20 protein-coding genes and 1 rRNA gene are annotated in these 25,964 nt (G+C 62.7%); 2 read left to right on the plus strand and 19 right to left on the minus strand.

Annotated elements, in window-relative coordinates:
* Positions 1-162: 162 nt before the first annotated feature.
* From ftsZ to coq7, 16 genes are all read right to left on the minus strand, one after another.
* Positions 163-1,359, minus strand: coding sequence for a cell division protein FtsZ (ftsZ, locus tag BWP39_RS07620; RefSeq protein ID WP_091010964.1), 1,197 nt, complete (start codon positions 1,357-1,359; stop codon positions 163-165).
* 121 nt (positions 1,360-1,480) lie between these two features.
* Positions 1,481-2,713 carry a cell division protein FtsA gene (gene ftsA / locus BWP39_RS07625; protein WP_091010963.1) on the minus strand — a complete coding sequence of 411 codons (1,233 nt, stop codon included), beginning with the start codon at positions 2,711-2,713 and terminating at the stop codon, positions 1,481-1,483.
* Between the two features lie 27 nt (positions 2,714-2,740).
* Complete coding sequence (locus tag BWP39_RS07630) at positions 2,741-3,493, minus strand: cell division protein FtsQ/DivIB (RefSeq protein ID WP_096718417.1); 753 nt, start codon at positions 3,491-3,493, stop codon at positions 2,741-2,743.
* 9 nt (positions 3,494-3,502) lie between these two features.
* Complete coding sequence (locus tag BWP39_RS07635) at positions 3,503-4,444, minus strand: D-alanine--D-alanine ligase (protein ID WP_096718419.1); 942 nt, start codon at positions 4,442-4,444, stop codon at positions 3,503-3,505.
* Positions 4,441-5,850: a UDP-N-acetylmuramate--L-alanine ligase gene (gene murC / locus BWP39_RS07640; RefSeq protein ID WP_096718421.1), complete on the minus strand. Its 1,410-nt coding sequence runs from the start codon at positions 5,848-5,850 to the stop codon at positions 4,441-4,443. Before murC ends, BWP39_RS07635 begins: the two co-directional genes overlap by 4 nt.
* On the minus strand, positions 5,847-6,962 hold the full coding sequence (murG, locus tag BWP39_RS07645; RefSeq protein WP_096718423.1) for an undecaprenyldiphospho-muramoylpentapeptide beta-N-acetylglucosaminyltransferase: 1,116 nt from the start codon (positions 6,960-6,962) through the stop codon (positions 5,847-5,849). Before murG ends, murC begins: the two co-directional genes overlap by 4 nt.
* Positions 6,959-8,239 carry a putative lipid II flippase FtsW gene (ftsW, locus tag BWP39_RS07650; protein WP_096718425.1) on the minus strand — a complete coding sequence of 427 codons (1,281 nt, stop codon included), beginning with the start codon at positions 8,237-8,239 and terminating at the stop codon, positions 6,959-6,961. The genes murG and ftsW overlap by 4 nt, the downstream gene beginning before the upstream one ends.
* A complete protein-coding gene (gene murD / locus BWP39_RS07655) occupies positions 8,236-9,750 on the minus strand; it encodes a UDP-N-acetylmuramoyl-L-alanine--D-glutamate ligase (RefSeq protein ID WP_096718427.1) in 1,515 nt (504 codons plus the stop codon). Before murD ends, ftsW begins: the two co-directional genes overlap by 4 nt.
* A gap of 30 nt (positions 9,751-9,780) precedes the next feature.
* Positions 9,781-10,950 (minus strand): phospho-N-acetylmuramoyl-pentapeptide-transferase, encoded by a 1,170-nt coding sequence (mraY, locus tag BWP39_RS07660; RefSeq protein WP_096718429.1) that lies wholly within the window; start codon positions 10,948-10,950, stop codon positions 9,781-9,783.
* Between the two features lie 18 nt (positions 10,951-10,968).
* Positions 10,969-12,381, minus strand: coding sequence for a UDP-N-acetylmuramoyl-tripeptide--D-alanyl-D-alanine ligase (locus BWP39_RS07665; RefSeq protein ID WP_096718431.1), 1,413 nt, complete (start codon positions 12,379-12,381; stop codon positions 10,969-10,971).
* Positions 12,378-13,925, minus strand: a complete 1,548-nt coding sequence (locus tag BWP39_RS07670) for a UDP-N-acetylmuramoyl-L-alanyl-D-glutamate--2,6-diaminopimelate ligase (protein WP_096718433.1) — start codon at positions 13,923-13,925, stop codon at positions 12,378-12,380. Before BWP39_RS07670 ends, BWP39_RS07665 begins: the two co-directional genes overlap by 4 nt.
* The gene (locus BWP39_RS07675; RefSeq protein ID WP_096718435.1) at positions 13,922-15,802 is read right to left on the minus strand and encodes a peptidoglycan D,D-transpeptidase FtsI family protein; all 1,881 of its coding nucleotides are present in this window, start codon (positions 15,800-15,802) and stop codon (positions 13,922-13,924) included. Before BWP39_RS07675 ends, BWP39_RS07670 begins: the two co-directional genes overlap by 4 nt.
* Positions 15,799-16,149, minus strand: coding sequence for a cell division protein FtsL (ftsL, locus tag BWP39_RS07680; RefSeq protein WP_096718437.1), 351 nt, complete (start codon positions 16,147-16,149; stop codon positions 15,799-15,801). The genes BWP39_RS07675 and ftsL overlap by 4 nt, the downstream gene beginning before the upstream one ends.
* Positions 16,146-17,087 carry a 16S rRNA (cytosine(1402)-N(4))-methyltransferase RsmH gene (rsmH, locus tag BWP39_RS07685; RefSeq protein ID WP_096718651.1) on the minus strand — a complete coding sequence of 314 codons (942 nt, stop codon included), beginning with the start codon at positions 17,085-17,087 and terminating at the stop codon, positions 16,146-16,148. The genes ftsL and rsmH overlap by 4 nt, the downstream gene beginning before the upstream one ends.
* A 27-nt stretch (positions 17,088-17,114) precedes the next feature.
* Positions 17,115-17,543, minus strand: coding sequence for a division/cell wall cluster transcriptional repressor MraZ (gene mraZ / locus BWP39_RS07690; protein WP_091010950.1), 429 nt, complete (start codon positions 17,541-17,543; stop codon positions 17,115-17,117).
* Positions 17,544-17,959: 416 nt separating this feature from the next.
* The gene (gene coq7 / locus BWP39_RS07695; RefSeq protein WP_096718653.1) at positions 17,960-18,598 is read right to left on the minus strand and encodes a 2-polyprenyl-3-methyl-6-methoxy-1,4-benzoquinone monooxygenase; all 639 of its coding nucleotides are present in this window, start codon (positions 18,596-18,598) and stop codon (positions 17,960-17,962) included.
* Between the two features lie 304 nt (positions 18,599-18,902).
* On the opposite strand from coq7, the gene BWP39_RS07700 reads away from it, so the two are divergent.
* The gene (locus tag BWP39_RS07700) at positions 18,903-20,060 is read left to right on the plus strand and encodes a porin (protein ID WP_096718439.1); all 1,158 of its coding nucleotides are present in this window, start codon (positions 18,903-18,905) and stop codon (positions 20,058-20,060) included.
* 226 nt (positions 20,061-20,286) lie between these two features.
* Here BWP39_RS07700 and BWP39_RS07705 read toward each other — a convergent pair whose 3' ends face one another.
* Together BWP39_RS07705 and BWP39_RS07710 are read right to left on the minus strand one after the other, a co-directional pair.
* Positions 20,287-21,960, minus strand: a complete 1,674-nt coding sequence (locus tag BWP39_RS07705) for a long-chain fatty acid--CoA ligase (RefSeq protein ID WP_096718441.1) — start codon at positions 21,958-21,960, stop codon at positions 20,287-20,289.
* Positions 21,961-22,134: 174 nt separating this feature from the next.
* Positions 22,135-24,213, minus strand: coding sequence for a molybdopterin-containing oxidoreductase family protein (locus BWP39_RS07710; RefSeq protein WP_096718443.1), 2,079 nt, complete (start codon positions 24,211-24,213; stop codon positions 22,135-22,137).
* Between the two features lie 169 nt (positions 24,214-24,382).
* Here BWP39_RS07710 and BWP39_RS07715 point away from each other — a divergent pair, with 169 nt between their 5' ends.
* Positions 24,383-25,576: a M20 aminoacylase family protein gene (locus tag BWP39_RS07715; RefSeq protein ID WP_096718655.1), complete on the plus strand. Its 1,194-nt coding sequence runs from the start codon at positions 24,383-24,385 to the stop codon at positions 25,574-25,576.
* Positions 25,577-25,847: 271 nt separating this feature from the next.
* Here the strand turns inward: BWP39_RS07715 and rrf are convergent.
* Positions 25,848-25,961, minus strand: a 5S ribosomal RNA gene (gene rrf, locus BWP39_RS07720).
* Positions 25,962-25,964: the final 3 nt, after the last annotated feature.

Raw genomic sequence — 25,964 nt, forward strand, 5'->3', positions numbered from 1 at the left:
GCGACACCTGCCCGCTCCACTTCGCAAAACCGAAGAGGGCACCTGTCCTTGCCGCGCGTCTGAAGAAACGCGGCTTGTCAGCCGGTCCACCTGTCACGTCCGTGCATTCGCGAACGGCGCTGCATGATGCAGCCGCGCCGCGGCGAAAGCCTGGCCCGTGCGTCAGTCCGCCTGCTTGCGCAGGAACGCCGGGATATCGTATGTGTCGACGCCCTTTTCCTGCAGCGCCTGCACATGCGATGCCGCGGTGTCGCGCGACGTGCGCCATACGGCCGGCGTATCGAGCGCACCGTAATCCGCCGTGCCAGCGTGTTGCGGCGTGTAGGCCGGGTGCTGCATTCCGCCGATCGGCTGGTTGTCCGTGCCGGTGCGCAGCAGCGTCATCGGTGCGGACTGCTGCTTCTTCGCAGCGCGGCCGAGACCCGTCGCCACCACCGTCACGCGCAATGCATCGCCCATCGCGTCGTCGTACACCGCACCGAAGATCACCGTCGCGTCTTCCGCGGCGTAGCTCTTGATGGTGTTCATCACTTCGCGCGTTTCCGACAGACGCAGCGAACGGCTCGACGTGATGTTGACCAGCACACCGCGTGCTCCCGACAGATCGACGCCTTCCAGCAGCGGGCTCGCCACGGCCTGTTCCGCCGCAAGACGCGCGCGATCGACGCCGGCAACCGTCGCCGTGCCCATCATCGCCTTGCCCTGCTCGCCCATCACCGTCTTCACGTCTTCAAAGTCGACGTTCACCAGACCGTCGACGTTGATGATTTCGGCAATGCCGGCCACTGCATTGTTCAGAACGTCGTCTGCGCACTGGAAGCACTTGTCCATCTCGGCATCGTCGCCCATCACCTCGAACAGCTTGTCGTTCAGAACGACGATCAGCGAGTCGACGTGATCCTCCAGTTGCTGCGAACCTGCCTCGGCAACACGCATGCGCTTGCCGCCTTCGAATTCGAACGGCTTGCTGACCACGCCGACCGTCAGAATCCCCATTTCCTTCGCGATCTGCGCGACGACCGGAGCAGCCCCCGTTCCCGTGCCGCCACCCATGCCTGCGGTGATGAACACCATGTGCGCGCCGCGCAGTGCGTCTGCGATACGCTCACGGGCTTCTTCCGCTGCCGCACGGCCCATTTCCGGCTTGGCGCCAGCGCCCAGACCCGTGTTACCGAGCTGGATCACCGCGGATGCACGCGAACGCGACAGTGCCTGCGCATCCGTGTTCATCACGATGAAGTCGACGCCTTGCACGCCTTTGTTGATCATGTGCTGAACGGCATTGCCGCCAGCGCCACCGACGCCGATCACCTTGATGATCGTGCCGTTGGTTTCGGTTTCCAGCATCTGGAATTCCATTGTTGCCTCCGTCAAGATAAAAAATTGCAGCTACTTCGGCCGTTATTCGGCAGGAGATCGGGCAACCTCCTGTCGCACGCGGGCCGCCGGCACCCACGCGTATTTCGAAATCGATCGATGCCTAGAAGTTGCCGAGGAACCAGTCCTTCATCCGCGTGAAGACCTGCCCCATCGACCCCGACTGCACCGCCACCTTGCGACCGCGCATCCGTTGCGACCGGCCTTCGACGAGCAGCCCCATCGCCGTCGAATAGCGCGGATTGCGCACTACGTCTGCCAGACCGCCCGCATACTCCGGCACACCGATGCGCACCGGCTTCAGGAAAATGTCCTCGCCGAGCTCGACCATGCCCGGCATCATCGCGGCGCCGCCGGTCAGCACGACGCCCGAACTCAGCAGTTCTTCGTAACCTGACTCGCGCACCACCTGCTGCACGAGCGAAAACAGTTCTTCGACACGCGGCTCGACGACCGCTGCTAGCGCCTGGCGCGACAAGGTGCGCGGACCGCGCTCGCCGAGCCCCGGCACTTCGATCATCTCGTCCGGATCGGCCAGCGCCTGCTTCGCGATGCCGTAACTCACCTTGATGTCTTCCGCGTCCGGCGTCGGCGTGCGCAGCGCCATCGCGATGTCGCTCGTGATCTGATCGCCGGCAATCGGAATCACTGCGGTATGGCGAATTGCGCCTTCGCTGAAAATCGCGATGTCCGTCGTGCCGCCGCCGATATCGACCAGCACCACGCCGAGTTCCTTCTCGTCTTCCGTCAGCACCGCCAGCGACGACGCCAGCGGTTGCAGGATCAGATCGTTCACTTCGAGCCCGCAGCGGCGCACGCACTTGACGATGTTCTGCGCCGCGCTCACCGCGCCCGTCACGATGTGCACCTTCACTTCGAGACGGATGCCGCTCATGCCGATCGGCTCGCGCACATCTTCCTGACCGTCGATGATGAATTCCTGCGTCAGGATGTGCAGCACCTGCTGGTCAGTCGGAATGTTGATCGCCTTCGCGGTCTCGATCACGCGCGCCACATCGGTCTGCGTGACTTCCTTTTCCTTGATCGCCACCATGCCGCTCGAATTGAAGCTGCGGATATGGCTACCAGCGATCCCGGTGAACACATTCGTGATCTTGCAGTCAGCCATCAGCTCGGCCTCTTCGAGCGCCCGCTGAATAGACTGCACCGTGGCCTCGATGTTCACCACGACGCCCTTTTTGAGCCCTTTCGACTCGCTCTGGCCGAGACCGATCACCTCGTAGTGACCTTCGCCTTTCAACTCGGCAACGATGGCCACGACCTTCGCGGTCCCGATGTCGAGGGCGACCAGTAAATCCTTGTAGTCTTTGCTCATAGCGTGCTCATTGCGTGTGATGTTTCATTACTTCTTGCCTTTGTCGGGCTCGCTGAGAAAGCGCATACCTGCTGCGCGAATCGCGAAACCGTTCGGATAGCGCAAGTCCGCATACTCGATATCCTTCCCCCATCGTTGCGTCACCGCCGACCATGCCGCCGTCAGCCGGCGGCTGCGATCGAAGAGCGTGTCCTGATTGCGTTCGCGCCCGAGTTCCACCTGCATGCCGTTCGACAGCTTCACCGTCCATGCGTAGCGCGGCGACAGCGTGACTTCGTCGGGCGTCACGCCTAGCGGCGCGAACCACTTCGTGAAGTCGCGATACCGCGCGACCACTTCCTTCGCCGTGCCGTCCGGACCGTCGAACGCCGGTAGGTCCTGGTCGAGTTCGCCCTGGTTCGCCGTGAACAGATCGCCGTCCACACTGACCAGTTGATCGCTGCCCCACGTTCCCAGCGGTTTGTACTCTTCGAGCGTGACAGCCAGCGCGTTCGGCCATACGCGCCGCACGCTTGCGTGCCGCACCCACGGCATCTGCTCGAACGCCTGCCGCGCGCTGTCGAGATCGACGGTGAAGAAGTTGCCCTTCAACCGTCCGACGACACCCGCGCGCACCGTCGGCGCATTGATATGCTCGACATCGCCGTCGATCAGGATCTCGTGCAGCGCAAAATTCGGCCGCTGGATCAGCCAGTACGCACCCGCCGCCAGCAGCACGAGCAGCAACAACGCGTGCAACGCGTTGGCGGCGAGGTTGAGCTGGCGTACGTTGTTCCACATGTCGTTCGATCAATCCTTCAAGGTCAGCGACAGGATCTTCACCACCAGATCCCGGTAGCTGATGCCGACCGAGCGCGCCGCTTTCGGCGGCAGCGAATGGTCGGTCATGCCCGGCGCCGTATTCACTTCGAGAAAGTACGGGTTGCCGCCGGCATCCAGCATGAAATCGGCGCGGCCCCAGTCGGTGCAGCCGAGCACGTCGAACGCACGGCGCGCCAGTTTCTTCAGGCTCGCTTCGGCGTCCGGCGCGACGCCGCACGGAATCAGGTACTGCGTCGTGTCGAGGATGTACTTCGCGTCGTAGTCGTAGAACTCGCCGGCGGGCACGATGCGGATCAGCGGCAAGTCGAGATCACCGGCGATGCATGCGGTGTACTCGCCACCGCCTTCGATGCTCTTCTCCACCAGCACGATCGTGTCGTACTTCGCCGCTTCCGCCAGTGCGGCCGGTAACGCGTCCGCGCTCTTCACCTTGATCACCGCGACGCTCGAGCCTTCACTCGCCGGCTTCACGAACAGCGGCAGACCGAGCTTCGCGACGATCTCCGGTGCACGCGCCGCGTAGTCGTCGCCGCGCAGCACCGTTTCGAACGGCGGCGTCGGAATACCGAGCTGCTGCCACACGAGCTTGGTGCGGAACTTGTCGAGCCCGAGCGCCGAACCGAGCACGCCCGTGCCGGTATAGCGAATGCCGTAAAAATCGAGCGCGCCCTGGATCTGACCGTTTTCGCCATACCCACCGTGCAGCGCGTTGAACGCGCGCACGAAACCTTCGTCCTTCAGCGCACCGAGCGGCCGCTCGGACGGATCGAACGGATGTGCGTCGATGCCGGCCTCGCGCAATCCCTGCAGCACGAGGCGACCGGAATTGAGCGACACTTCGCGCTCGGCGGACACACCGCCAAACAGGACTGCAACCTTGCCGAACCGTTTCGGATCGATACCGCTCATTTCACACCTTCCGTTTGCGCAAGCCGACCCGGCACGCCGCCGATCGAACCTGCTCCCATCGTGATCACTACATCGCCGTCGCGCACGACTGTCGCCAGCGCGTCAGGCACTTCATCGACTGTCTCGACGAATACAGGTTCAACTTTGCCCGCCACCCGGATCGCTCGCGCGAGCGCGCGGCCATCGGCAGCGACGATTGGCGCTTCGCCGGCGGCGTAGACCTCGGTGAGCACCAGTGCATCGACAGTCGACAGCACTTTCACGAAATCTTCGAAGCAGTCGCGTGTGCGCGTGAAGCGGTGCGGCTGGAATGCCAGCACGAGCCGGCGGTCGGGGAACGCACCGCGCGCGGCCGCGACGGTCGCCGCCATTTCGACCGGGTGATGCCCGTAGTCGTCGACCAGCGTGTAGCTGCCGCCTGTCTGGTTACCCGCAGCAGCGAGCGGCACTTCGCCGTACCGCTGGAAGCGTCGGCCAACGCCGTTGAAATCGGCGAGCGCGCGCTGGATGTCCGCGTCCTTCACTTCGAGTTCGGTCGCGATCGCGATCGCCGCCAGTGCGTTCTGCACGTTGTGCGTCCCGGGCAGGTTCAGCACGATATCGAGCGGCGCCGCGTCCTCGCGCATCGTCGTGAAATGCATCTTGCCGTCGCGCGCGACGACGTTCACCGCGCGCACCTGCGCATCCGGCGCGAAGCCATAGCGGATGATCGGCTTCGAGACGAACGGCAGGATCTCCTTCACGTTCGGATCGTCGACGCACAGCACGGCGATGCCGTAGAACGGCAACCGGTGCGTGAACTCGATGAACGCCTGCTTGAGCCGCGCGAAGTCGTGGCCGTAGGTGTCCATGTGATCGGCATCGATGTTCGTGATGACTTCGATCACTGGGAACAGGTTCAGGAACGACGCATCGGATTCGTCCGCTTCGGCGACGATGAAATCGCCGGTACCGAGCCGCGCGTTCGCACCCGCGCTGATCAGACGACCGCCGATCACAAAGGTCGGATCGAGCCCGCCCGCAGCGAGCACGCTCGCGACAAGCGAAGTCGTCGTGGTCTTGCCGTGCGTACCGGCAATCGCGATGCCCTGCTTGAGGCGCATCAGTTCCGCGAGCATCACTGCGCGCGGCACGATCGGAATGCGCCGGTGACGCGCAGCCAGCACTTCCGGGTTGTCGCTGCGCACGGCCGTCGACACGACGACTGCATTCGCCCCTTCGATGTTCGCCTCGTCGTGGCCGATCGCGATCTTCGCGCCGAGCGCGGCCAGCCGGTCGGTCACCGTGTTACGCGTGAGATCGGAACCGCTCACGTGATAGCCCAGATTGACGAGCACTTCGGCGATGCCGCTCATCCCCGCGCCGCCGATCCCGACAAAATGGATATGTTTGACGATGTGTTTCATTGCTTTCCTTGCGGGCTCGTACTCGGGAGCCCACCGGCCACAGTGGCGCAGATCTGCGCGACCTGTTCGGTGGCATCGGGTTTCGCGAGCGAGCGCGAACGCTCTGCCATGACCGCGAGTTTTTCGCGGGTCTGGCTGCGCAACCAGTCGGCGAGCGTTTCCGCCGTCAGGTCGCGTTGCTGTACGACCAGCGCCGCGCCTTGATCGGCGAGAAACGCTGCGTTAGTAGTCTGGTGATCGTCGACGGCGTAGGGGAACGGCACGAAGAACGCGGCCACGCCCACCGCGGCGATTTCGGAGACCGTCATCGCACCCGAACGGCAGATCACGAGATCGGCGTTGCTGTAGGCAGCGGTCATGTCGTCGATGAACGGCACCAGTTGCACGTCTTCGCCGGGTGTGAAGCCCGCTTCCGCGTAGTTCGAACGCAGCACGTCGATGTGTTTCGCGCCCGCCTGATGCACGACGCGCGGCCGCTCGTGCGGTGCAAGCTGCGCGAGCGCACGCGGCACGACTTCGTTGAGCGCGGCCGCGCCGAGGCTGCCGCCCACTACCAGCAGGTTCAACGGACCGCTGCGCGCGGCATAACGTGCCTGCGGCGCAGCCGCGTGTGTGAGTTCGTCGCGGATCGGATTGCCGGTCCATTCTGCGTGCGGCAACGCACCGGGGAACGCGACGAGTACACGCTTCGCGAGCCGTGCAAGCACCTTGTTCGCAAGGCCAGCGATCGAATTCTGTTCGTGCAGCACCAGCGGACGACCAGACAGCGCAGTCATCAGGCCGGCCGGAAACGTGATGTAGCCGCCCATGCCAAGCACGACGTCCGGCTTCACGCGACGCAGCACCGACAGGCTTTGCGCACACGCGCGCAGCAGGTTAACGGGCAGCATCAAGCGGGTTTTCATGCCTTTGCCACGCAATCCGCCGAAGCGCACGTATTCCATCGCGATGCCGTGCTTCGGCACCAGCGTCGCTTCCATACCCGCCGGATTGCCGAGCCAGACGACATTCCAGCCCTGCGACTGCATCCGATGCGCGACCGCGAGCCCCGGGAAGACATGCCCCCCGGTGCCACCGGCCATCACCATCAGCGTGCGCGCAGCGACGCTCATACCTTGCCCCCACGCATCAGCACACGATTTTCATAATCGACACGCATCAGCAGCGCGATCGCGACGCAGTTCAGCAGGATGCCCGAGCCGCCATAGCTAACGAGCGGCAGAGTCAGCCCCTTGGTCGGCAGCAGGCCGAGATTCACACCCATATTGATGAACGTCTGCGCGCCGAACCAGATGCCGACGCCCTTGGCGACGAGCCCGGCGAACGTGCGATCGAGTGCAAGCGCCTGGCGGCCGATTTCGAACGAACGGCGCACGATCCAGTAAAACATCAGGATCACGACCAGCACGCCGATAAAACCGAGTTCTTCGCCGATCACCGCGAGGATGAAGTCGGTATGCGCTTCCGGCAGATAGTTGAGCTTCTCGACGCTGCCGCCGAGCCCGACGCCAAACCATTCGCCGCGACCAAAGGCGATCAGCGAGTGAGTCAGCTGATACGCCTTGCCCTGCGCATAGCGGTCATCCCACGGATCGAGATACGCGAAGATCCGCTCGCGACGCCAAGGCGAGGCCCACACCAGCAAGCTGAAGGTACCGACCGCCGTCGCGACAAGGCCGCCGAACAGCTTGCCGTTCACGCCGCCGAGGAACAGCACGCCCATCGCGATCGCCGCGATCACCATGAAGGCGCCCATGTCCGGTTCGAGCAGCAGCAACGCGCCGACCACGCCAACTGCAACCGCCATCGGCATGAAGCCTTTCGCGAAGCTGTGCATGTACTCCTGCTTGCGCACCGTGTAGTTCGCCGCGTAGATCGTCACCGCGAGCTTCATGATTTCCGACGGCTGCATGTTCGTGATGCCGAGCGGAATCCAGCGACGTGCGCCGTTCACGCCCTTGCCGACGTGCGGAATCAGCACGATCACCAGCGTGAGCAGCGCGAGCAGGAAGAGCTTCGGCGCGTACTTGTCCCACGTCGAAATCGGAATCCGGAACGCGATCACACCGACCACCGAACCCATCACCACGAAGACGATCTGCCGCACGAGGAATGCATAGTCGCGATACGACGCGTACTTCGGCGAATCGGGCATGGCGATCGACGCCGAGTACACCATCACGATGCCGAGCCCTAGCAGCGCGATCACGACCCACAGCAATGAGTGGTCGTAATCGAGCATGCGCGAGCGCAGCGGACGAACACCGTTGACCGCGCTCGCGAGGCCGCTCGCCGTCGCGCGACCGCCGCTGCGTCCCGCAGTAGCCGTTTCACCGACCGAGCCGCGTTGTCCGGCCAGACGCGAACCGAAACGTTCGGACCAGCTCATAGCATCGTCCCCCGTTCTGCAGCGATGTCTTCGACCGTGCTGCGGAAGACCGCCGCACGATGCGCATAGCCCGTGAACATGTCAAAACTCGCACAGGCCGGCGACAGCAGCACGGCGTCGCCAGGTTGAGCGAGTGCGCTTGCGGCACGCGTGGCTTCTTCGAGTGTCGCGTGATCGGCGAGCGGGATACCCGTATCCGCGAGTGCCGTACGAATGTGCGGCGCATCGCGGCCGATCAGCATCACCGCGCGGCACCAGCGCGTCACCGGCGCGGCGAGTGGTTCGAATTCCTGGCCCTTGCCGTCGCCGCCCGCGATCAGGACCGTACGCTGTGCGAGACCGTCCAGCGCGGCAACCGTCGCGCCGACATTGGTGCCCTTGCTGTCGTCGACGTAATCGATGCCTTCGATCGATGCAATCAGTTCCACACGATGCGGCTCGCCGCGATACTCGCGCAGACCGTGCAGCAGCGGTGCACCCGGCAGACCGATCGCACGAGCAAGCGCGAATGCGGCCAGCGCGTTCGCCGCGTTATGCAGACCGCGGATGCGCAGCGCGTCGGCGGGCATCAGGCGCTTCAGGCCGATGTCCACCGGTGCTACGGGTCCGCTCTTGCGGCGGCGCGTCGGTTGGGACTCGTCGGATGCATCGCGGTCGTGCGCCTCGACTAGCCACTGCATGCCGTTGTCGCGCAGCAAGCCGTAGTCGCCGTTGCGGGTCGGTTCGTTCAGGCCGAACGTCACCGTCGGCACTGCGTGTTCCGCGGCAGGTGCGAGTGCCATCACGCGCGCGTCGTCGCGATTCAGTACGCGCACGGTGTGCGGTCCGAAGATGCGGCCCTTGGCCGCCGCGTATGCATCGAGCCCACCATGCCAGTCGAGATGGTCCTGCGTGATATTCAGTACGACCGCTGCATCCGGTGCGAAGGTATGGGCGGTTTCCAGCTGGAAACTCGACAGTTCGAGCACCCAGATGTCGGGCAGCGCGGTGTTATCGATTGCTTCGGTGAGTTTGTCGAGCGCCGCGGGGCTGATGTTGCCCGCCACCGCGACCTTCTTGCCGGCGCGTTCGCACAGCAGGCCCGTCAGGCTCGTCGTCGTGGTCTTGCCGTTGGTACCGGTGATTGCGATCACCTTCGGCGCGTAGCCGCTTTCGCCGAGTGTCTTCAGTGCCTGCGCGAAGAATTCGAGTTCGCCCCAGACGGGGATGTCGCGTTCACGCGCAGCGGCGATCAGCGGCAGGAGATCGGCGGCGAGCGGCGACAGGCCGGGACTAATGGCAACCAGTTCGACACCTTCGAGCAGCGCCGGCGAAAACGCCCCGCCGATGAAGTCGGCGTCGACGCCGTGCGCGGCCAGCCCGGACAGGTTCGGCGGCACTTCACGCGTATCGGCAACGCGCAGCCGGCACCCGTGGCGCGCGCACCAGCGCGCCATCGCGAGACCCGATTCCCCGAGTCCCAGCACGAGCACCATCGGCTTTTGCCGATCCCGAAACTTCTCGCCAAACATCCGTGCTTCCCCTTTCCTTCCTGCTACCGCTTAACGCAACTTGAGCGTGGACAAACCGAACAGACACAGCATCAGCGTGATGATCCAGAAGCGCACGACGACCTGCGTCTCTTTCCATCCCGACAGTTCGAAATGGTGATGCAGCGGCGCCATCTTGAAGATGCGCCGCCCTTCGCCGTAACGGCGCTTCGTGTATTTGAACCACGTGACCTGCAGCATCACCGAGAGCGTCTCGGCGACGAAAATTCCGCCCATGATGAACAGCACGATTTCCTGGCGCACGATCACCGCCACCGTGCCGAGCGCGCCGCCCAGCGCGAGCGCGCCGACGTCGCCCATGAAAACCTGCGCGGGGTGCGTGTTGTACCAGAGAAACGCGAGCCCCGCGCCCCCCATTGCAGAACAAAAGATCAATAGCTCGCCGGCGCCGGGAATGTGTGGAAACAGCAGGTACTTCGAGTACACCGCGCTACCCATCACATACGCGAACACACCGAGCGATGCACCGACCAGCACGACCGGCATGATGACAAGGCCGTCGAGCCCGTCGGTCAGGTTCACCGCATTGCTCGCACCGACGATGACGAGATACGTCAGCACGATGAAACCCCACACGCCGAGCGGATAGCTGATCGACTTGAAGAACGGCAGCATCAGGTCGGCGCGTGCGGGCAGTCCCATCGACAGGCCGCTTCTCACCCACGCCATGAACAGATCGAACACGCGCACGTTGCTCGCCTCGGACACACTGAACGCGAGATACACCGCAGCGAACAGGCCGATCACCGACTGCCAGAAATACTTCTCGCGCGATGACATACCGCGCGGGTCCTTGTAGACCACCTTGCGATAGTCGTCGACCCAGCCGATCACACCGAAGCCAAACGTGACGAGCATCACGATCCAGATGAAGCGGTTGGTCAGATCGCCCCACAGCAGCGTCGACACCGCGATACCGATCAGGATCAGCACACCGCCCATCGTCGGTGTGCCGGATTTCACGAGGTGGGTTTGCGGGCCGTCCTTGCGTACAGCCTGGCCGACCTTCATCGCGGCGAGCGTACGGATCACCCACGGGCCGCAGACGAGCCCGATCAACAGCGCGGTAATGGTTGCCATCACCGCGCGGAACGTCAGATAACTGAACACGCGCAAGAAGCTTGCGTCATTCTGCAGCCATTGCGCCAGCGCCAGAAGCATGCTTTCGGTCCTTCTCTTTCAGTGCGCGCCGGGCACGCGGCCCGATGCGTCGGGTTGTGGACTCGTGATGGCGTCCACCACGCGCTCCATCTGCATGAAGCGCGAGCCTTTTACGAGAATCGTTGCACCGGCGCCGAAGCCGGCCTGCTGCAATTGCGCGAGCAATCCAGCGATGTTGTCCGCGTGATAGGCGCCGGCACCGTATGCACCGCACGCATCGCGCGTCGCATCGCCGAGTGCAAACAGCTCGTCGATGCCGCGCTCTTTTGCATACGCACCAACCTCGCGATGAAACGCCGGGCCGTTGTCGCCGACTTCACCCATGTCGCCCATCACGAGCACGCGCGGCGACGGTTGGGCGGCGAGCACATCGATTGCAGCGAGCATCGAGTCGGGGTTCGCGTTGTACGTATCGTCGATTACGGTCGCGCCGGATAGTGCACCGCCTGTCGCATGCTTCACCTGCAGGCGCCCTTTCACCGCACCGAATGCTTCGAGGCCGCGACGGATTGCGTCGAGCGTTACACCAGCGGCAAGCGCAGCGGCCGTCGCGGCCAGTGCGTTGCGCGCGTTGTGCTCGCCGAGCACCTGCAGCGTGACGTCGACGTGGCCAGCCGGTGTGTCGATGCTCAGCTGGCCGCCGGACAGCGTGCCGGTCACCGCGGCTTCTGTATGACGGCTCGCGTCGTTCAACGCGAAATCGATGATCGCGTTGCCGGTGGCGGCCACGCGCCAGATGCTGGCGTACGCGTCGTCAGCGGGGAACACGGCCGTGCCGTCGGGAGTCAGTGCGTGGATCACGCTCGCGTGTTCGAGCGCGACCGCCTCGACCGTTGCCATGAATTCCTGGTGTTCGCGCTGTGCGTTGTTCACGACAGCGACCGTCGGCTCCGCGAGTTTCGCGAGCACGGCCGTTTCGCCCGGATGATTCATGCCGAGTTCGATCACGGCCAACCGGTGCGCGGCGATGAGACGAAACAGCGTCAACGGCACGCCGATGTCGTTGTTGAAATTGCCGGCAGTCGCAAGCCGCAGATCGGCACCGACCGCCGCCGCGAAGATCGACGAGATCATTTCCTTGACCGTCGTCTTGCCATTACTGCCGGTCACTGCGACGAGCGGCAACGTGAAACGACGCCGCCAGCCACGCGCGAGAGCGCCGAGTGCGACGCGCGTATCCGTTACTTTTAGCGTCGGCACTTGCCAGCCGTCGGGATTGCGTGCAGCCAGCGCCGCCGATACCTTGCGTGCCGCAACGTCGGCAAGGAAGTCGTGCGCATCGAAGCGATCGCCCTTCAGCGCGACAAACAGATCGCCGGGGCCGGCCGTGCGGCTGTCGGTCGACACGCGTTCGAACGTCACGCTGTCATCGCCGAGGACGGTTGCGCCCGGAATCAGTTCAGCGGCTTCACGCAGCGAGAACAACGTCATTCGCCACCTCCGCGCGCCTGGGTCGCCCGCGCTGCCAGCGCGAGACGGGCGTGATCCTGATCGGAGAATGCGCGCTTCCTGCCCATAATTTCCTGTGTCGATTCGTGTCCTTTGCCGGCCAGCACGATTACGTCTTCGCGCGCGGCCGTGCGGATTGCCTGCAGGATCGCGCTCGCGCGATCCTCGATGCGGCGCGCCTTCGACGCGTCCTGCATGCCCGCGACGACCTGGTCGATGATGCTCTGCGGGTCTTCGCTGCGCGGGTTGTCGCTGGTTACGACGACGCCATCGGCGAGCCGCTCGGCAATCGCGCCCATCAACGGCCGTTTGGTCGCGTCGCGGTCGCCGCCGCAGCCGAACATGCAGATCAGTTCGCCACCGCGTGCTTCTGCCATCGGGCGCAGGGCGGTCAGCGTCTTGTCGAGTGCATCCGGTGTGTGTGCGTAGTCGATCACGACGAGCGGTTCGTCGTTCTGCAAGCGGCCGCCGAGCCGCTGCATCCGGCCGTTCACCGGCTCCAGCTTCGCCAGTTCTGCGAGGGCGGCGTCGAACGGCACGTCGGCAGCAAGCAAGGCGCCGAGCACGCCGAGCAGATTGCTCACATTGAATGCGCCGAGCGTAGCGACCTCGACGTCGGCATCGCCCCAGTCCGACGCGAGATGGAACGCGGTCCCGGTCGCGGTGGGGCGTACGCTCGAGGCGAGCAGCAATGCATCGGCTGTCGTCGCGCTATTGTCGGGCGCGGTGTCGAGACCGTAAGCGATCACGCGCGCGTGGCCTCGCACACTGGCGATCAACCGGCGGCCCGCGTCGTCATCGCGATTGATCACCGCGCAGCGCAAGCCGGGCCACGCGAAGAGACGCGCTTTCGCCGCTTCGTAGGCGGCGAACGTGCCGTGATAGTCGAGGTGGTCCTGCGTGAGATTCGTGAAGACGGCGATATCGAACGAAGTCCCGTTCACGCGTCCCTGATGCAGCGCGTGCGACGACACTTCCATCGCCACCGCCTGCGCACCCGCGTCGCGCAACTCGGCAAGGTTGCGCTGAAGCTGCGGCGCATCGGGTGTCGTGAAGCCCGTGTGGACCAGTTGCCCCGGCATGCCGCTGCCGAGCGTACCGATGATCGCGCAAGGCTTACCCAGTGCGCTCAGCGCCGCCGATATCCATTGGGTGGACGATGTCTTGCCGTTCGTGCCGGTCACGCCGATCGCGAGCAACGCATCGCTGGGGTTGCCGTACCAGCCGCTCGCAATCGATCCCGCCAGTTCGTTCAGCGCCGGCACCGCGTGCGCCACCGCCGGGTCCGGCTGACTTGCGAAATTGTCCGGCTGATACAACACCGCGGCGGCACCGCGCTCGATCGCGTTATCGATGAACGCGCGGTTGTCCGCACCGTCCACCGCGTAGGCGAGAAAAACATCGCCCGCGGCAAGCGAGCGCGTATCGGCGTGCAGATGCGCCGTCGGCTGCGCGCGTGTGCGTAGCCAGGCAAGCGCTTCGGCGATTTGCCGGTGCGCCGGGTGCGAGGACCGCAACGCGCTCATCGCACGACTCCGGGGCGGTTCTTCGCGTTATCGGCGACGGTTATGTGTTTTGCGGTGGTGTTCGTCGCAAGCTTCTTCGCAGCGGTGGGTGCGAGCGCAGGCTTCGGCGTGGCTGCCGACGGTGCCGCGGATGCGCTGTCGTCCGACACGACCAGTTGCTTCACCGGCATGTCGGGCGGCACGTTCAGCGAGCGCAACGTATCGCCGACGATCGACGAGAACACCGGACCCGAGACCCAGCCACCGAAGTGGCTGCCGGACGTCGGTTCGTCGATCGACACGGCGACAACGATGCGCGGATTCGGCATCGGCCCCATGCCGACGAACGACGCGCGGTACTTCGATTTATCGTAGCCGCGGCCGACGTGTTTGTACGCCGTACCGCTCTTGCCGCCGACGCGATAACCAGGCACCGCTGCTTCCGGCGATGTGCCGCCTGGTGCCACCACGGTTTCGAGCATCGCGCGAACTTCGCGTGCGGTGGTGGGCGAGAATACCTGCGGACCGGTCACCTGAGCATCGCCTTGCGTGCGGAAGATAGACACCGGCAGCACCTGGCCGTCGTGCGCAATCGCCGTGTAAGCGCGCCCCAGCTGGAACAGCGACGCCGACAGGCCATAGCCGTACGACATCGTCGCCTGTTCGATGCGGCGCCAGCTCTTCCACGGACGCAGACGGCCTGCCACCGCACCCGGGAAGCCGACCTTCGGCGCCTGACCGAGACCGATGCTGGTGTACATGTTCCACATCTCTTCGGGCTTGAGCTGCATCGCGATCTTGGTCGCACCGATGTTGCTCGACTTCTGGATCACGCCAGCTACTGTCAGCACACCGAACGCGCTATCGTCGGTGATCGGCGCGCCGTCGAGTACGAAACGTCCGGGGCCCGTATCCACCAGGGTAGTCGGCGACACACGGTGCAGATCGAGCGCGAGCGAGATCGTGAACGGCTTCATGATCGAACCGGGTTCGAACACGTCGGTCAGGATGCGGTTGCGCAATTGCTCGCCGGTCAGGCGCGTGCGGTCGTTCGGGTTATAGGTCGGGTAATTGACGAGGGCCAGCACCTCACCGGTCCGCACGTCGATCACCATCGCCGCACCGGCCTTGGCCTTGAATTTCTCTACGGCCGCTTTCAGGTTCGTATACGCGATGTACTGGACCTTGCTGTCGATCGACAGGTCCACGTCGTCGCCGTTGTGCGGGACCACCTGCTCGTCGACGTCCTCGACGATATGGCCCATCCGGTCCTTGATGACGTGACGAATGCCCGGCGTTCCGGAGAGCACTTTCTGGTCGCCGAGTTCGACGCCTTCCTGGCCTTCGTCCTCGACGTTGGTGAAGCCGATCAAGTGCGCGGTGATCTCGCCTTCCGGATAGAAGCGCTTGTACTCGTCACGCTGATAGATACCGGGAATGTCGAGACTCGCGACTTGCTGGGCAACGTCGACCGGCACCTGGCGCTTCACGTAGACGAAAGTCTTGTCCTCCGACAGCTTGGTGCGCAATTCCTTTTGTGTCATGCCGAGCAACTTGCCCAGCGATGCGAGCTTGTCGGCGCCGAGATCGTCCGGCACGGCTTCGGGAATCGCCCAGATCGCGCGCACCGGCAGACTCGTGGCAAGCACGAGCCCGTTGCGATCGAGAATCTTGCCGCGCGTAGCCGGCAGTTCGAGCGTGCGCTGGTAGCGGCTCTCACCCTGCTTCTGATAGAACGCGTTACCCGGCCCCTGAATCCAGAACGCGCGCGCAGTCAGCGCGACGAACGCCATGAACAGCATGAACACCACCAGCTTCGAGCGCCACATCGGCAGACGCACCGAGAGGATCGGGTTCGCCGAAAAGGCCACGCTCTTGCGGTTCGACGACTTCTTCATCGTGCGCCTCCGCGATGGGTCATGGCAGGCGTCGATGTGGGTGCCGAAGTCGGGATCGGTGCATCCTCGGCTTTTACGGCGCCGGAATCGAGCGTCAGATATTGCGTGCGGCCGGTCGTGACGGACTGCATCTTCAGTGAAGCCGTGGCGATCTGTTCGATGCGCGACGTCTTCGACAGCGCGCTCTGCTGATATTGAAGCTGCGAATAATCCTGCTGCAACTGGCGCTCCTGCGACAGCGCGCGCTGCAACTGGATGAAGATCTGGCGCTGCTGGTTCGTCGCGTTGACAACCGACAACGCACACCCCATCACGACGATCAGCAGGAAGATATTGAGGCGGTTCATGGCGCGATCCGCTCGGCGATGCGCATCACGGCGGAACGCGCGCGCGGGTTCGCGGCGACTTCCGCGTCGCTCGCGAACACGCGGCCACGCAGTTTGAGCGGCGGGCTGGGGAGATCAGCGGCACGGATCGGCAGGCGGCGGTCAAGCACAGGCGCGCTTGCGTGCGCCTGCATGAACCGCTTGACGATCCGGTCCTCGAGCGAATGAAAGCTGATCACCACCAGCCGCCCCCCTTGCTCCAGCAACGACAATGCAGCTTCTAAAACGACTTGCAGCTCCGCAAGCTCTTGATTGACGTGAATCCGTATAGCCTGAAAGGTGCGGGTTGCCGGATCCTTGCCCTTCTCACGGGTTTTGACGACGTTAGCCACGATTTCGGCAAGCTCGCCCGTGCTGACGAGAGGCCCAAGACGGTCGGACTCTGCCCGGCGAGCAACAAGCGCCTTTGCAATCTGAAAAGCAAACCGTTCTTCCCCATAATCTCGTATCACCTCCGTCAGTTCCTGCACCGTGGCCCGCGCGAGCCAGTCAGCGGCAGACTCGCCGCGCGTCGGGTCCATTCGCATGTCGAGCGGGCCGTCGGCGCGGAAACTAAAACCCCGCTCCGGATCGTCGATTTGCGGCGACGACACGCCCAGATCCAGCAACACTCCCGACACACGCCCTACTCCGCGCGCCGCCAGCGCGTCACGCAGTGAAGCAAAACTCTCGTGCACGATCTCGAAACGCGGATCGGCGATCTGCTGCGCCGTGGCAATGGCGAGCGGGTCCTTGTCGAAGGCGATCAGCCGCCCCGCTTCGCCCAGCCTGCCCAACACCGCGCGGCTGTGACCACCGCGTCCGAACGTGCCGTCCACATAGACGCCGTCCGCGCGGGTCAGCAACGCATCGACCGCTTCTTCCAGCAGCACCGTGCGATGCTGCAACTCGTTTCCCATCGCAGGTGCCATATTCGTGAACCGCGATCAGAACGTGAAATTCTTCAACGCATCGGGCATGCCCTGGGCCATCGCTGCCTGTTCCTTCGCAGCGTAGGTTTGCGCGTCCCATAACTCGAAGTGACTGCCCATACCGAGCAACATCACTTCTTTTTCAAGCGCGGCGGCGAGCCGCAATTCCGGTGACACGAGCACGCGGCCCGCCGTGTCCAGATCGACATCCGATGCGTTACCGAGGAAGATCCGGCGCCACCAGTGAGCGTCCATGGGGAGCGCTGCGATCTTGGTGCGAAAGACCTCCCATTCCGGGCGTGGAAACAGCAACAGGCAGCCGTCCGGGTGCTTGGTAATCGTCACCCGGCCTTCTGCCTGTCCTTGCAGCGCATCCCGATAGCGGGACGGAATCGACATCCGTCCTTTCGCATCGAGTGTTAGCGCCGACGCCCCTTGGAACACTTCGCTCTCCCCTTGCCCGGCGTCCGCCGCCGTTCGCCTGATCTCAAAAATCTACCCGGAAAAGCCCGGGAAATCACACAAAAATACACTTTCTCACACTGTCTCCCACTTTAGAGGAACGCTAAAGACGGGTCAAGGGAGATGCGCGGTTTTTTAACGAAATTTGTTTGTTAGAACAAGGACTTAGCGCGACTCCTTCACGTCGCCCTTAAAATTGGAAAATCGTTATAAATGAATGGCCTACTGAAGCTTGTGAAGGTGATACGTGAAAAGCAGGAGGGAAGCGTCGGGCGGAAAAGCGATCTAGGCGGGGGAAATAAGGCGGGATAACCGGCGTGGGATCACGGCGTGAGGTAAAACGGGCACCGCATTTTTGAGACGGCGCGACTCGCGCCGTCCCACTTCAAACGAAACCTTCAGACATAGTACGCAGTACGAGTCATCACCTTCGACGCTGCACGCATCAACGCGCGAGCGGGAAACGGTAACTCGATGCCGCCTGCGTCGACCGCGGCCTTACCGTGAGCTGCCTCGTCGGCACGCATCTGCTCGACGACGGCGCGCGATTCCCGGTCGGCTTCTGGCAACGCATCGAGATGGCCATTCAGATGATGCTCAACCTGGCGCTCCGTTTCCGCCATGAAGCCGAGGCTCACACGATCGCCGAGACGACCGGCCACCAGACCGATCGCGAGTGCGCCGGCGTACCAGAGCGGATTCAGCAGGCTGGGACGGGACTCGAGCGCATCGAGTCGCCGGGCAGTCCACGCGAGGTGATCTTCCTCTTCACGGGCGGCGTGATCGAAGGCGTTCTTGAGGGTCGGCGAACGCGTGGCCAGCTTCTGCGCCTGGTAAAGCGCCTGGGCGCACACCTCGCCGACATGGTTGACCCGCATGAGTGCGGCCGCGTGGGTGCGCTCGGCAGGCGACAGCTCTATAGCGGTTTCAGCTGGCTCTAAAGGTGCCGGCACCGGCATCGGGCGCGTCATTCGAGACACCCCGGTCATTGAGCGTAAACCCCGATCGAACTCGCTAATCCATTCGTCCAGCAACATCTGGTTCTCCTGCTTTTTCAATTCGCCACCAATACCCGCCGACGCCCGTCCAGCAAAGGTATGCGGACAAAAAAACGGGCGCAGCAAGGCCACGGAACAGGGCAAATCAGGTGGCCGACTTTCGATTTTAGACCATGTTGCGTAAACGAAACAGGGACCGACCAGGCGGTCTGCTTTTCCTTTGTCTCGATAAACCCTTTTGTTACATTACGTGGCAACTTCTCGCGAAGTTAATGGCAAGGCCGCCACACAGACAACTACTCGCCTTGTGACAAAAATTCGTAGCATCCTTGGAGATCATTCGATGAAAAAGTCGCTTCTCGCGCTTGCAGCTTTTGGCGCGTTCGCTGGCGTCGCTCATGCTCAAAGCAGCGTCACGCTGTACGGCATTATTGACGAAGGTTTCAACATCAATACGAACGCAGGCGGCAAGCACCTGTACAACCTGTCGAGCGGTGTTCTGCAAGGCAGCCGTTGGGGCCTGCGCGGCACGGAAGACCTGGGCGGTGGCCTGAAGGCAGTCTTCGTGCTCGAAAACGGTTTCGACGTGAACAGCGGCAAGCTCGGTCAAGGCGGCCTGGAATTCGGCCGTCAAGCCTACGTCGGTCTGTCGAGCCAGTTCGGTACGGTCACACTGGGTCGTCAGTACGACTCCGTGGTCGACTACGTCGGCCCGCTCGAAGCCGGCGACCAGTGGGGCGGCTACATCGCTGCTCACCCGGGCGACCTCGACAACTTCAATAACGCTTACCGTGTGAACAACGCGGTCAAGTTCACCAGCGTGAACTACGGCGGCCTGACGTTTGGCGCCCTGTACAGCTTCGGTGGCGTGGCAGGCGATTTCAGCCGCAATCAAACGTTCTCGGTCGGTGCTGGTTACAGCAACGGTCCGCTGGTGTTGGGTGTCGGCTATTTGAACTCACGTAACCCGTCGTCGTCGACTGGCCTGTTCGGCAACAACACGACGAGCGGCACGCCGGCCGGCGTCACGACGCCGGTTTATGCTGGTTACGCAAATGCCAATACGTACCAGGTCATCGGTGCGGGCGGTGCTTACACCTTCGGCGCAGCAACGATCGGCGCGACGTACTCGAACATCAAGTTCATGAACTTCTCGAGCGGTGCGTTCCTGAGCCAGACCGCCACGTTCAACAACGGCGAACTGAACTTCAAGTATCAGCTGACCCCGGCACTCGTGCTCGGCGCTGCGTATGACTACACGCGCGGCAGCAAGATCAGCGGCGGCTCTGCTGCGCAGTATCACCAAGGTTCGATCGGCGCCGATTACTTCCTGTCGAAGCGGACCGACGTCTATGTAATTGGTGTCTACCAGCACGCTTTGGGCAATACGCTCGACTCGAAGGGCAATGTTATCCAGGCCGATGCTTCGATCAACGGCCTGACGCCTTCGGCAAACCAGAACCAGCTGACGGCACGTGTCGGTATCCGCCACAAGTTCTAATAAGTCGTAAAAAAGCAGTTCAACTCAAAGGCGCCTTCGGGCGCCTTTTTTTATCTGCTGCTTTTGCGGGTTGTGCCGATGGAGAATGAAAAACGGCCCGACAGGAATCGAACCTGTCAGGCCGTTTGATCTTGCAGATCCAGTTGTCTTCGTGTCATGTGCGACCTGCTGCCCGATCGCACCCTCACGCTCGCCGTAACGTTGCTCGGCGCCCGACTACTTGCTGTTACGCGCGCCCGTCGCGCAATTCCCTGCGCAGGATCTTGCCCACATTGCTCTTCGGCAGTTCGGTGCGGAACTCGATGATCCGCGGCCGTTTGTAGCCGGTCAGTTGTTCCTTGCAATACGCGAACAGCACCGCGTCCGTGAGCGCCGGATCCTTCTTCACCACGAACAGTTTGACCGCCTCGCCCGAATGCTCGTCCGGCACGCCAACGGCCGCCACTTCGAATACGCCAGGATGCTTGGCCACCACGTCTTCGATTTCGTTCGGGTACACGTTGAAGCCCGACACCAGGATCATGTCCTTCTTGCGGTCGATGATCTTTGTGTAACCGCGTTCATTCATGAAACCGACGTCTCCCGACTTGAAGAAGCCGTCGGCCGTCATGACCTTGGCGGTTTCGTCGGGGCGTTTCCAGTAGCCGGCCATCACCTGGGGGCCGCGAATACAGACTTCACCTGGCTCGCCAAGCGGTACTTCGTTGCCCTCGTCATCGCGGATCGAAATCTCCGTGGACGGCATAGGCAGTCCGATCGTCCCGCTGTACTCCGCCGTGTTCGACGGGTTGCAGGTCGCGCAGGGCGACGTTTCCGAAAGGCCATAGCCCTCGATGATCGGCGCGTTCGTTCTCTCGAACCAGCGCTTCGCGACCGCCTCCTGAACCGCCATCCCGCCACCGTTCGCGACCAGCAGATTCGAGAAATCGAGCTTGTCGAAATCGGGGTGATTGAGCATGGCGTTATACAGCGTGTTCACCGCCGGTATCGTCGTGATCGGATAGCCTTGCAGCGACTTGATCATGCCCGCGATGTCACGTGGATTCGGAATTAGCACGCCCAGGCCGCCGGTGCGAATGGTCAGCAGGCCGCAAACCGTCAGTGCAAACACGTGATACAGCGGCAGTGCCACGACCGTGATGAACTGGTCGATATCGGGCCGCTTCGCACGCGCCGGCTGGAGCCAGGCTTCCGACTGCAGCACATTGGCGATCAGGTTTCTATGCAGCAGCGTGGCGCCCTTCGCCACCCCGGTCGTGCCGCCCGTGTACTGCAGGAAAGCGATATCGTCGGGGCCCTGCTTGACTGCACTGAATGAGTGGCGTGCGCCTTCGGCGAGCGCAGCGTTGAATTTGACGTGTCCCGGCAGATTCCATGCGGGCACCATCTTTTTGACGCGTCGGACCACGAAGTTGACGATGAGCCCCTTCGGTCCCAGAAGATCGCCAAGCGACGCAACCACGATGTGCTTGACGGACGTATTGGCGACAACCGCCTGCAACGTCACTGCGAAATTCTCAAGCAGGATGATCGCTTCGGCGCCGCTGTCCTTCAACTGATGTTCGAGTTCGCGCGGCGTGTACAGCGGGTTCACGTTCACGACGACGTATCCGGCGCGCAGAATCGCGGCCAATGCGACCGGGTACTGCAACACGTTCGGCATCATGATCGCGACGCGGGCGCCACGCGCAATGCCTTTCGACTGCAACCATCCGCCGAGCTTCGCGGAGAGCGTGTCGAGTTCACCGTAGGTAATCTGTTTGCCCATGCACGCGAACGCCGGTTTCGCGCGATATTTTTGAAAACTTTCTTCGAACAGATCGGCTATCGATGCGTACTGGGTTGGATCGATCTCAGCTGGAACGCCAGACGGATAAGACTTCAACCAGATTTTTTCCACGCGGCGTCTCCCTCTATATTTTCGAATGATCGTGCTAAAAAGCGCATCGTAGCATGCGGGTCCTACGGCAAAGCGCGAAAAGCAGCATGGTTAGACGACGCCCTCGAACAACAAGGCGATTTTTTCACAGATAACGGGTAATAGAAGCCCATTGAAGGACGTTTCCGGCAAGCGTCAGACTCGTTCGACTTCGACGAGACAGTCATAGAAGGTTGCGGAACCACCCAGATCGGTGAGTCGCTGGCTCGTGACCTGATTGGCGTTGCGTCCATCTGGGGAGAGTTTTTTCCACCAGATCGACAGTCCGACTACGAGCCCTTCCCTAGCCTTGTCCGTCACGCGAGCGTGCGCCTGCATCGAACCACGGTCGTTGAAGATGCGCACCTGATCGCCATCTGTGATTCCGCGGAGTTGCGCGTCTGAAGGATGGATGTCGAGATGCGGATGACCCTCGGTCGACCGCAGGCTCGTGACATTGACGAAGGTACTGTTCAGAAAGTTGCGGGCGGGCGGCGAAATCATCGCTAGCGGATAGCGTTCGACGAGCTCCGGCGAACCTTCCGCCGATTCATACGGCGGCAGGTAATCCGGCAACGGATCGAGCCCTTGCTGCGCGAGGCGCTGACTCGAGAACTCGCACTTGCCGGACGGAGTGCGGAAGCCACCGTTCGCAAACGGTGCGTCCGGCAGATTCAGGCGGGCCCAGCCTGTCTGTTTTAGGGTTTCCCAGTCGGTTCCGGCAAGCGCTGGATCGCTCCAGTGCAGCGCATTCGCAGCAACTGTCTCGTCACTCTCGAACAACGCCGGTTCTTGCAGTCCCATCGCCCGCGCTATACCCCGAAATATCTCCGTGTTCGGCCGTGCGTCGCCAACCGGCGCGATCGCGGGCAGATTCGCCATCACGTGGGTGTGTCCGTAGGACTTGTGCACATCGAGATGCTCGAGTTGCGTTGTCGCGGGGAGAAGCAGATCGGCGAAATCAGCGGTGTCGGTGCGGAAATGCTCGAGCACGATCGTGAAGAGGTCCTCGCGCGCGAAGCCGGCCGCGACTCGTTCTGAATCGGGTGCGACGGCCACCGGGTTCGAGTTATAGACAATGATGGCCTCGACCGGCGGCCCGAACGTAGCATCGCCCGGATGCAGCAGCGCATTGCCGATTTCGTTCATATTGATGACGCGCGGCTGACGCTGCGGCCAGCCCGGTATCAGATCGGGGCGCCCGAGCGCGTGCGAATCGACCGGCGCCCAGCCGGATGACGACAACAGCAAGCCACCCGCGCGATCTCGCCACGCACCGGTCAACGACGGCAGACACGCGATGGCCCGCGTTGCGTTGCCCCCGCCGCGCACGCGCTGCATGCCGTAGTTCAGACGGATCGACGCCTTGCGGGTGCTGCCGTACAAACGCGCCAGATCGACGACGACCTGCTCGTCGATGCCGCAGATCTGCGCGACGCGCGCGGGCGGATAGGTCAGCGCGCGCGCTTTGAGGTCGTCGAAACCGAGCGTGTGGTCGGCGATATACGCCAGGTCGAGCAGGTTGTCTGAGATCAGCACATGCATCATGCCGAGCGCGAGCGCACCGTCAGTACCGGGCTTCAGCGCAATGTGCTGGTGGCATTTTTCTGCGGTCAGCGAGCGATATGGGTCGATTGCAATCAGCTTCGCGCCGCGACGCTTCGCCTCCTGAGCGCGCGTCCAGAAGTGCAGGTTCGATGCGATCGGGTTGGCGCCCCAGATCAGAATGACTTCGCTCTCTTCGAAGAACTCGGTCAACATGCCGAGGCTCGCGCCATAGGTATATTTGAGCCCGGCCGCGCCGGCTGCGGCGCAGATCGTGCGATCCAGTTGCGACGCTCCGATTGCGTGGAAAAAGCGCTGGGCGATGCTTTCGCTTTGCACGAGCCCCATTGTGCCGGCGTAGCTGTACGGCAGGATCGCCTCGGGTGCGCGACTCGCGATCTCCGACAGGCGCGTTCCCGCAATCTCGAGCGCCTCGTTCCAGGTGATGGGCTCGAAGCGGCCCTCGCCCTTTCTGCCGACCCGTTTCATCGGCGTTGTCAAACGCTCCGGATGATGTACGCGCTCCGCGTAACGACTCACCTTCGTGCAGAGAACGCCCTGGGTGGGCGGGTGATCGGGATCTCCGGTGACCTTGATGGCCCGTCCATCTTCGACGGTCACGCGCATGGCGCAGGTGTCCGGGCAATCGTGCGGACAGACGGCGCGGGCGAATTCGGCGGGGGCGTTCATGGGCGGTGGTCGTTGATGAGCGGAATAATGCCGATTTTATTACGTCCGCAGCGAGCCAGCCCGTGCCGCACTGCCAAAAATTCCGGTGGGCGTAGAATGGATCGCCTCGATGTTCGAAGCACGCAAGTGGCTTCGGACGACATCACGTACATCGAAGCCCGATTCCATCATGAAACTGATCCCCGAAATTCAGGCCGCGAGCGGCGAAATCCAGACCCTGCGACGAACGATTCACGCACATCCCGAGCTTCGTTACGAAGAAACCCAGACGGCCGACCTTGTTGCGAAAACACTGGCCGACTGGGGGATCGAAGTGCATCGGGGCCTGGGTAAGACCGGAGTTGTCGGCATCCTGAAGCGCGGTAGCAGCACACGGTCAATCGGTCTTCGCGCCGACATGGACGCGCTCCCCATCCAGGAACTCAACACCTTCGATCATCGTTCGCGCAATGACGGGAAGATGCATGCGTGTGGACACGATGGGCATACCGCGATGCTGCTCGGCGCGGCGCGGCACCTCGTTAAACATGGGGAGTTCGACGGGACGATCGTATTCATTTTTCAACCGGCCGAAGAAGGTGGGGCCGGTGCACAGGCGATGATCGACGACGGTCTGTTTACGAAATTCCCTGTCGATGCGGTATTCGGCATTCACAACTGGCCCGGCATGCCTGCCGGTCAGTTCGGTGTGACGGAAGGCCCGATCATGGCCTCGAGCAATGAATTCCGGATCGAGATCAAGGGTACGGGGTCGCACGCGGCGATGCCGCACAACGGGCACGATCCGGTATTTACCGCGGTACAGATCGCCAATGGCCTGCAAGGCATCATCACCCGCAACAAGAAGCCGCTCGATACGGCGGTGCTGTCCATCACCCAGATCCATGCCGGCGATGCGGTGAACGTCGTTCCTAACGATGCATGGATCGCGGGAACCGTGCGTACGTTTACGACGGCGACGCTCGATCTGATCGAAGCGCGCATGCGCAAGATCACTGAGACGGTCGCGGAGGCATACGATTGCTCGGCGAAACTGACGTTCCATCGAAACTACCCGCCGACGATCAATAGCAGCAAGGAGGCACGTTTTGCGGCGGCGGTGATGAAGGAGATCGTCGGTGCGGAAAATGTCGACGATGCCGTCGAACCGACGATGGGTGCGGAAGACTTCTCGTTCATGCTGCTGGCGAAGCCGGGTTGCTATGCGTTCCTCGGCAACGGCGAAGGTGGTCACCGCGATGCAGGCCACGGAGCGGGACCATGCATGCTGCACAACGCCAGCTATGACTTCAATGACGAGCTATTGCCGATCGGTGCAACGTATTGGGTTCGGTTGGCGCAGCAGTTTTTGTCGCTGCGGTAGGCTTTTCATAGCGACGATCGCGCTCGGTGCCTACTGAGGGATTTAGCGGGGTCGTCGGGAAAGAGTTCGCGCTATGCAGCGTATTTCATCTGCATGCGTAACGAGATGAGTGAACGGCAACTTGGGACGATGGCCGCCCGGGTGTGAAGTGCTGGGGGCGTCGTCGGGCAAGGTATGAGACGCGTCTGGCCGCACGGTAAACCCGTGCGCTGTAAACGCCAAGCCCCCGCGAGCGGGAAGGCTGGCGGGGGCGAGGTTTGGAGCATGAGGAGCCTGACGATTACCTACTTTCACACGGGCAATCCGCACTATCATCGGCGTGGAGTCGTTTCACGGTCCTGTTCGGGATGGGAAGGGGTGGTACCGACACGCTATGGTCATCAGGCAT

This window comes from Paraburkholderia acidicola (assembly GCF_002362315.1).
Classification (GTDB): domain Bacteria; phylum Pseudomonadota; class Gammaproteobacteria; order Burkholderiales; family Burkholderiaceae; genus Paraburkholderia; species Paraburkholderia acidicola.

Bases quoted from the DNA above. Each gene is read 5' to 3' on its own strand.
- ftsZ (WP_091010964.1), bottom strand. From the start codon at position 1,359: ATGGAATTCCAGATGCTGGAAACCGAAACCAACGGCACGATCATCAAG.
- ftsA (WP_091010963.1), bottom strand. From the start codon at position 2,713: ATGAGCAAAGACTACAAGGATTTACTGGTCGCCCTCGACATCGGGACC.
- BWP39_RS07630 (WP_096718417.1), bottom strand. From the start codon at position 3,493: ATGTGGAACAACGTACGCCAGCTCAACCTCGCCGCCAACGCGTTGCAC.
- BWP39_RS07635 (WP_096718419.1), bottom strand. From the start codon at position 4,444: ATGAGCGGTATCGATCCGAAACGGTTCGGCAAGGTTGCAGTCCTGTTT.
- murC (WP_096718421.1), bottom strand. From the start codon at position 5,850: ATGAAACACATCGTCAAACATATCCATTTTGTCGGGATCGGCGGCGCG.
- murG (WP_096718423.1), bottom strand. From the start codon at position 6,962: ATGAGCGTCGCTGCGCGCACGCTGATGGTGATGGCCGGTGGCACCGGG.
- ftsW (WP_096718425.1), bottom strand. From the start codon at position 8,239: ATGAGCTGGTCCGAACGTTTCGGTTCGCGTCTGGCCGGACAACGCGGC.
- murD (WP_096718427.1), bottom strand. From the start codon at position 9,750: ATGTTTGGCGAGAAGTTTCGGGATCGGCAAAAGCCGATGGTGCTCGTG.
- mraY (WP_096718429.1), bottom strand. From the start codon at position 10,950: ATGCTTCTGGCGCTGGCGCAATGGCTGCAGAATGACGCAAGCTTCTTG.
- BWP39_RS07665 (WP_096718431.1), bottom strand. From the start codon at position 12,381: ATGACGTTGTTCTCGCTGCGTGAAGCCGCTGAACTGATTCCGGGCGCA.
- BWP39_RS07670 (WP_096718433.1), bottom strand. From the start codon at position 13,925: ATGAGCGCGTTGCGGTCCTCGCACCCGGCGCACCGGCAAATCGCCGAA.
- BWP39_RS07675 (WP_096718435.1), bottom strand. From the start codon at position 15,802: ATGAAGAAGTCGTCGAACCGCAAGAGCGTGGCCTTTTCGGCGAACCCG.
- ftsL (WP_096718437.1), bottom strand. From the start codon at position 16,149: ATGAACCGCCTCAATATCTTCCTGCTGATCGTCGTGATGGGGTGTGCG.
- rsmH (WP_096718651.1), bottom strand. From the start codon at position 17,087: ATGGGAAACGAGTTGCAGCATCGCACGGTGCTGCTGGAAGAAGCGGTC.
- coq7 (WP_096718653.1), bottom strand. From the start codon at position 18,598: ATGTTGCTGGACGAATGGATTAGCGAGTTCGATCGGGGTTTACGCTCA.
- BWP39_RS07700 (WP_096718439.1), top strand. From the start codon at position 18,903: ATGAAAAAGTCGCTTCTCGCGCTTGCAGCTTTTGGCGCGTTCGCTGGC.
- BWP39_RS07710 (WP_096718443.1), bottom strand. From the start codon at position 24,213: ATGAACGCCCCCGCCGAATTCGCCCGCGCCGTCTGTCCGCACGATTGC.
- BWP39_RS07715 (WP_096718655.1), top strand. From the start codon at position 24,383: ATGAAACTGATCCCCGAAATTCAGGCCGCGAGCGGCGAAATCCAGACC.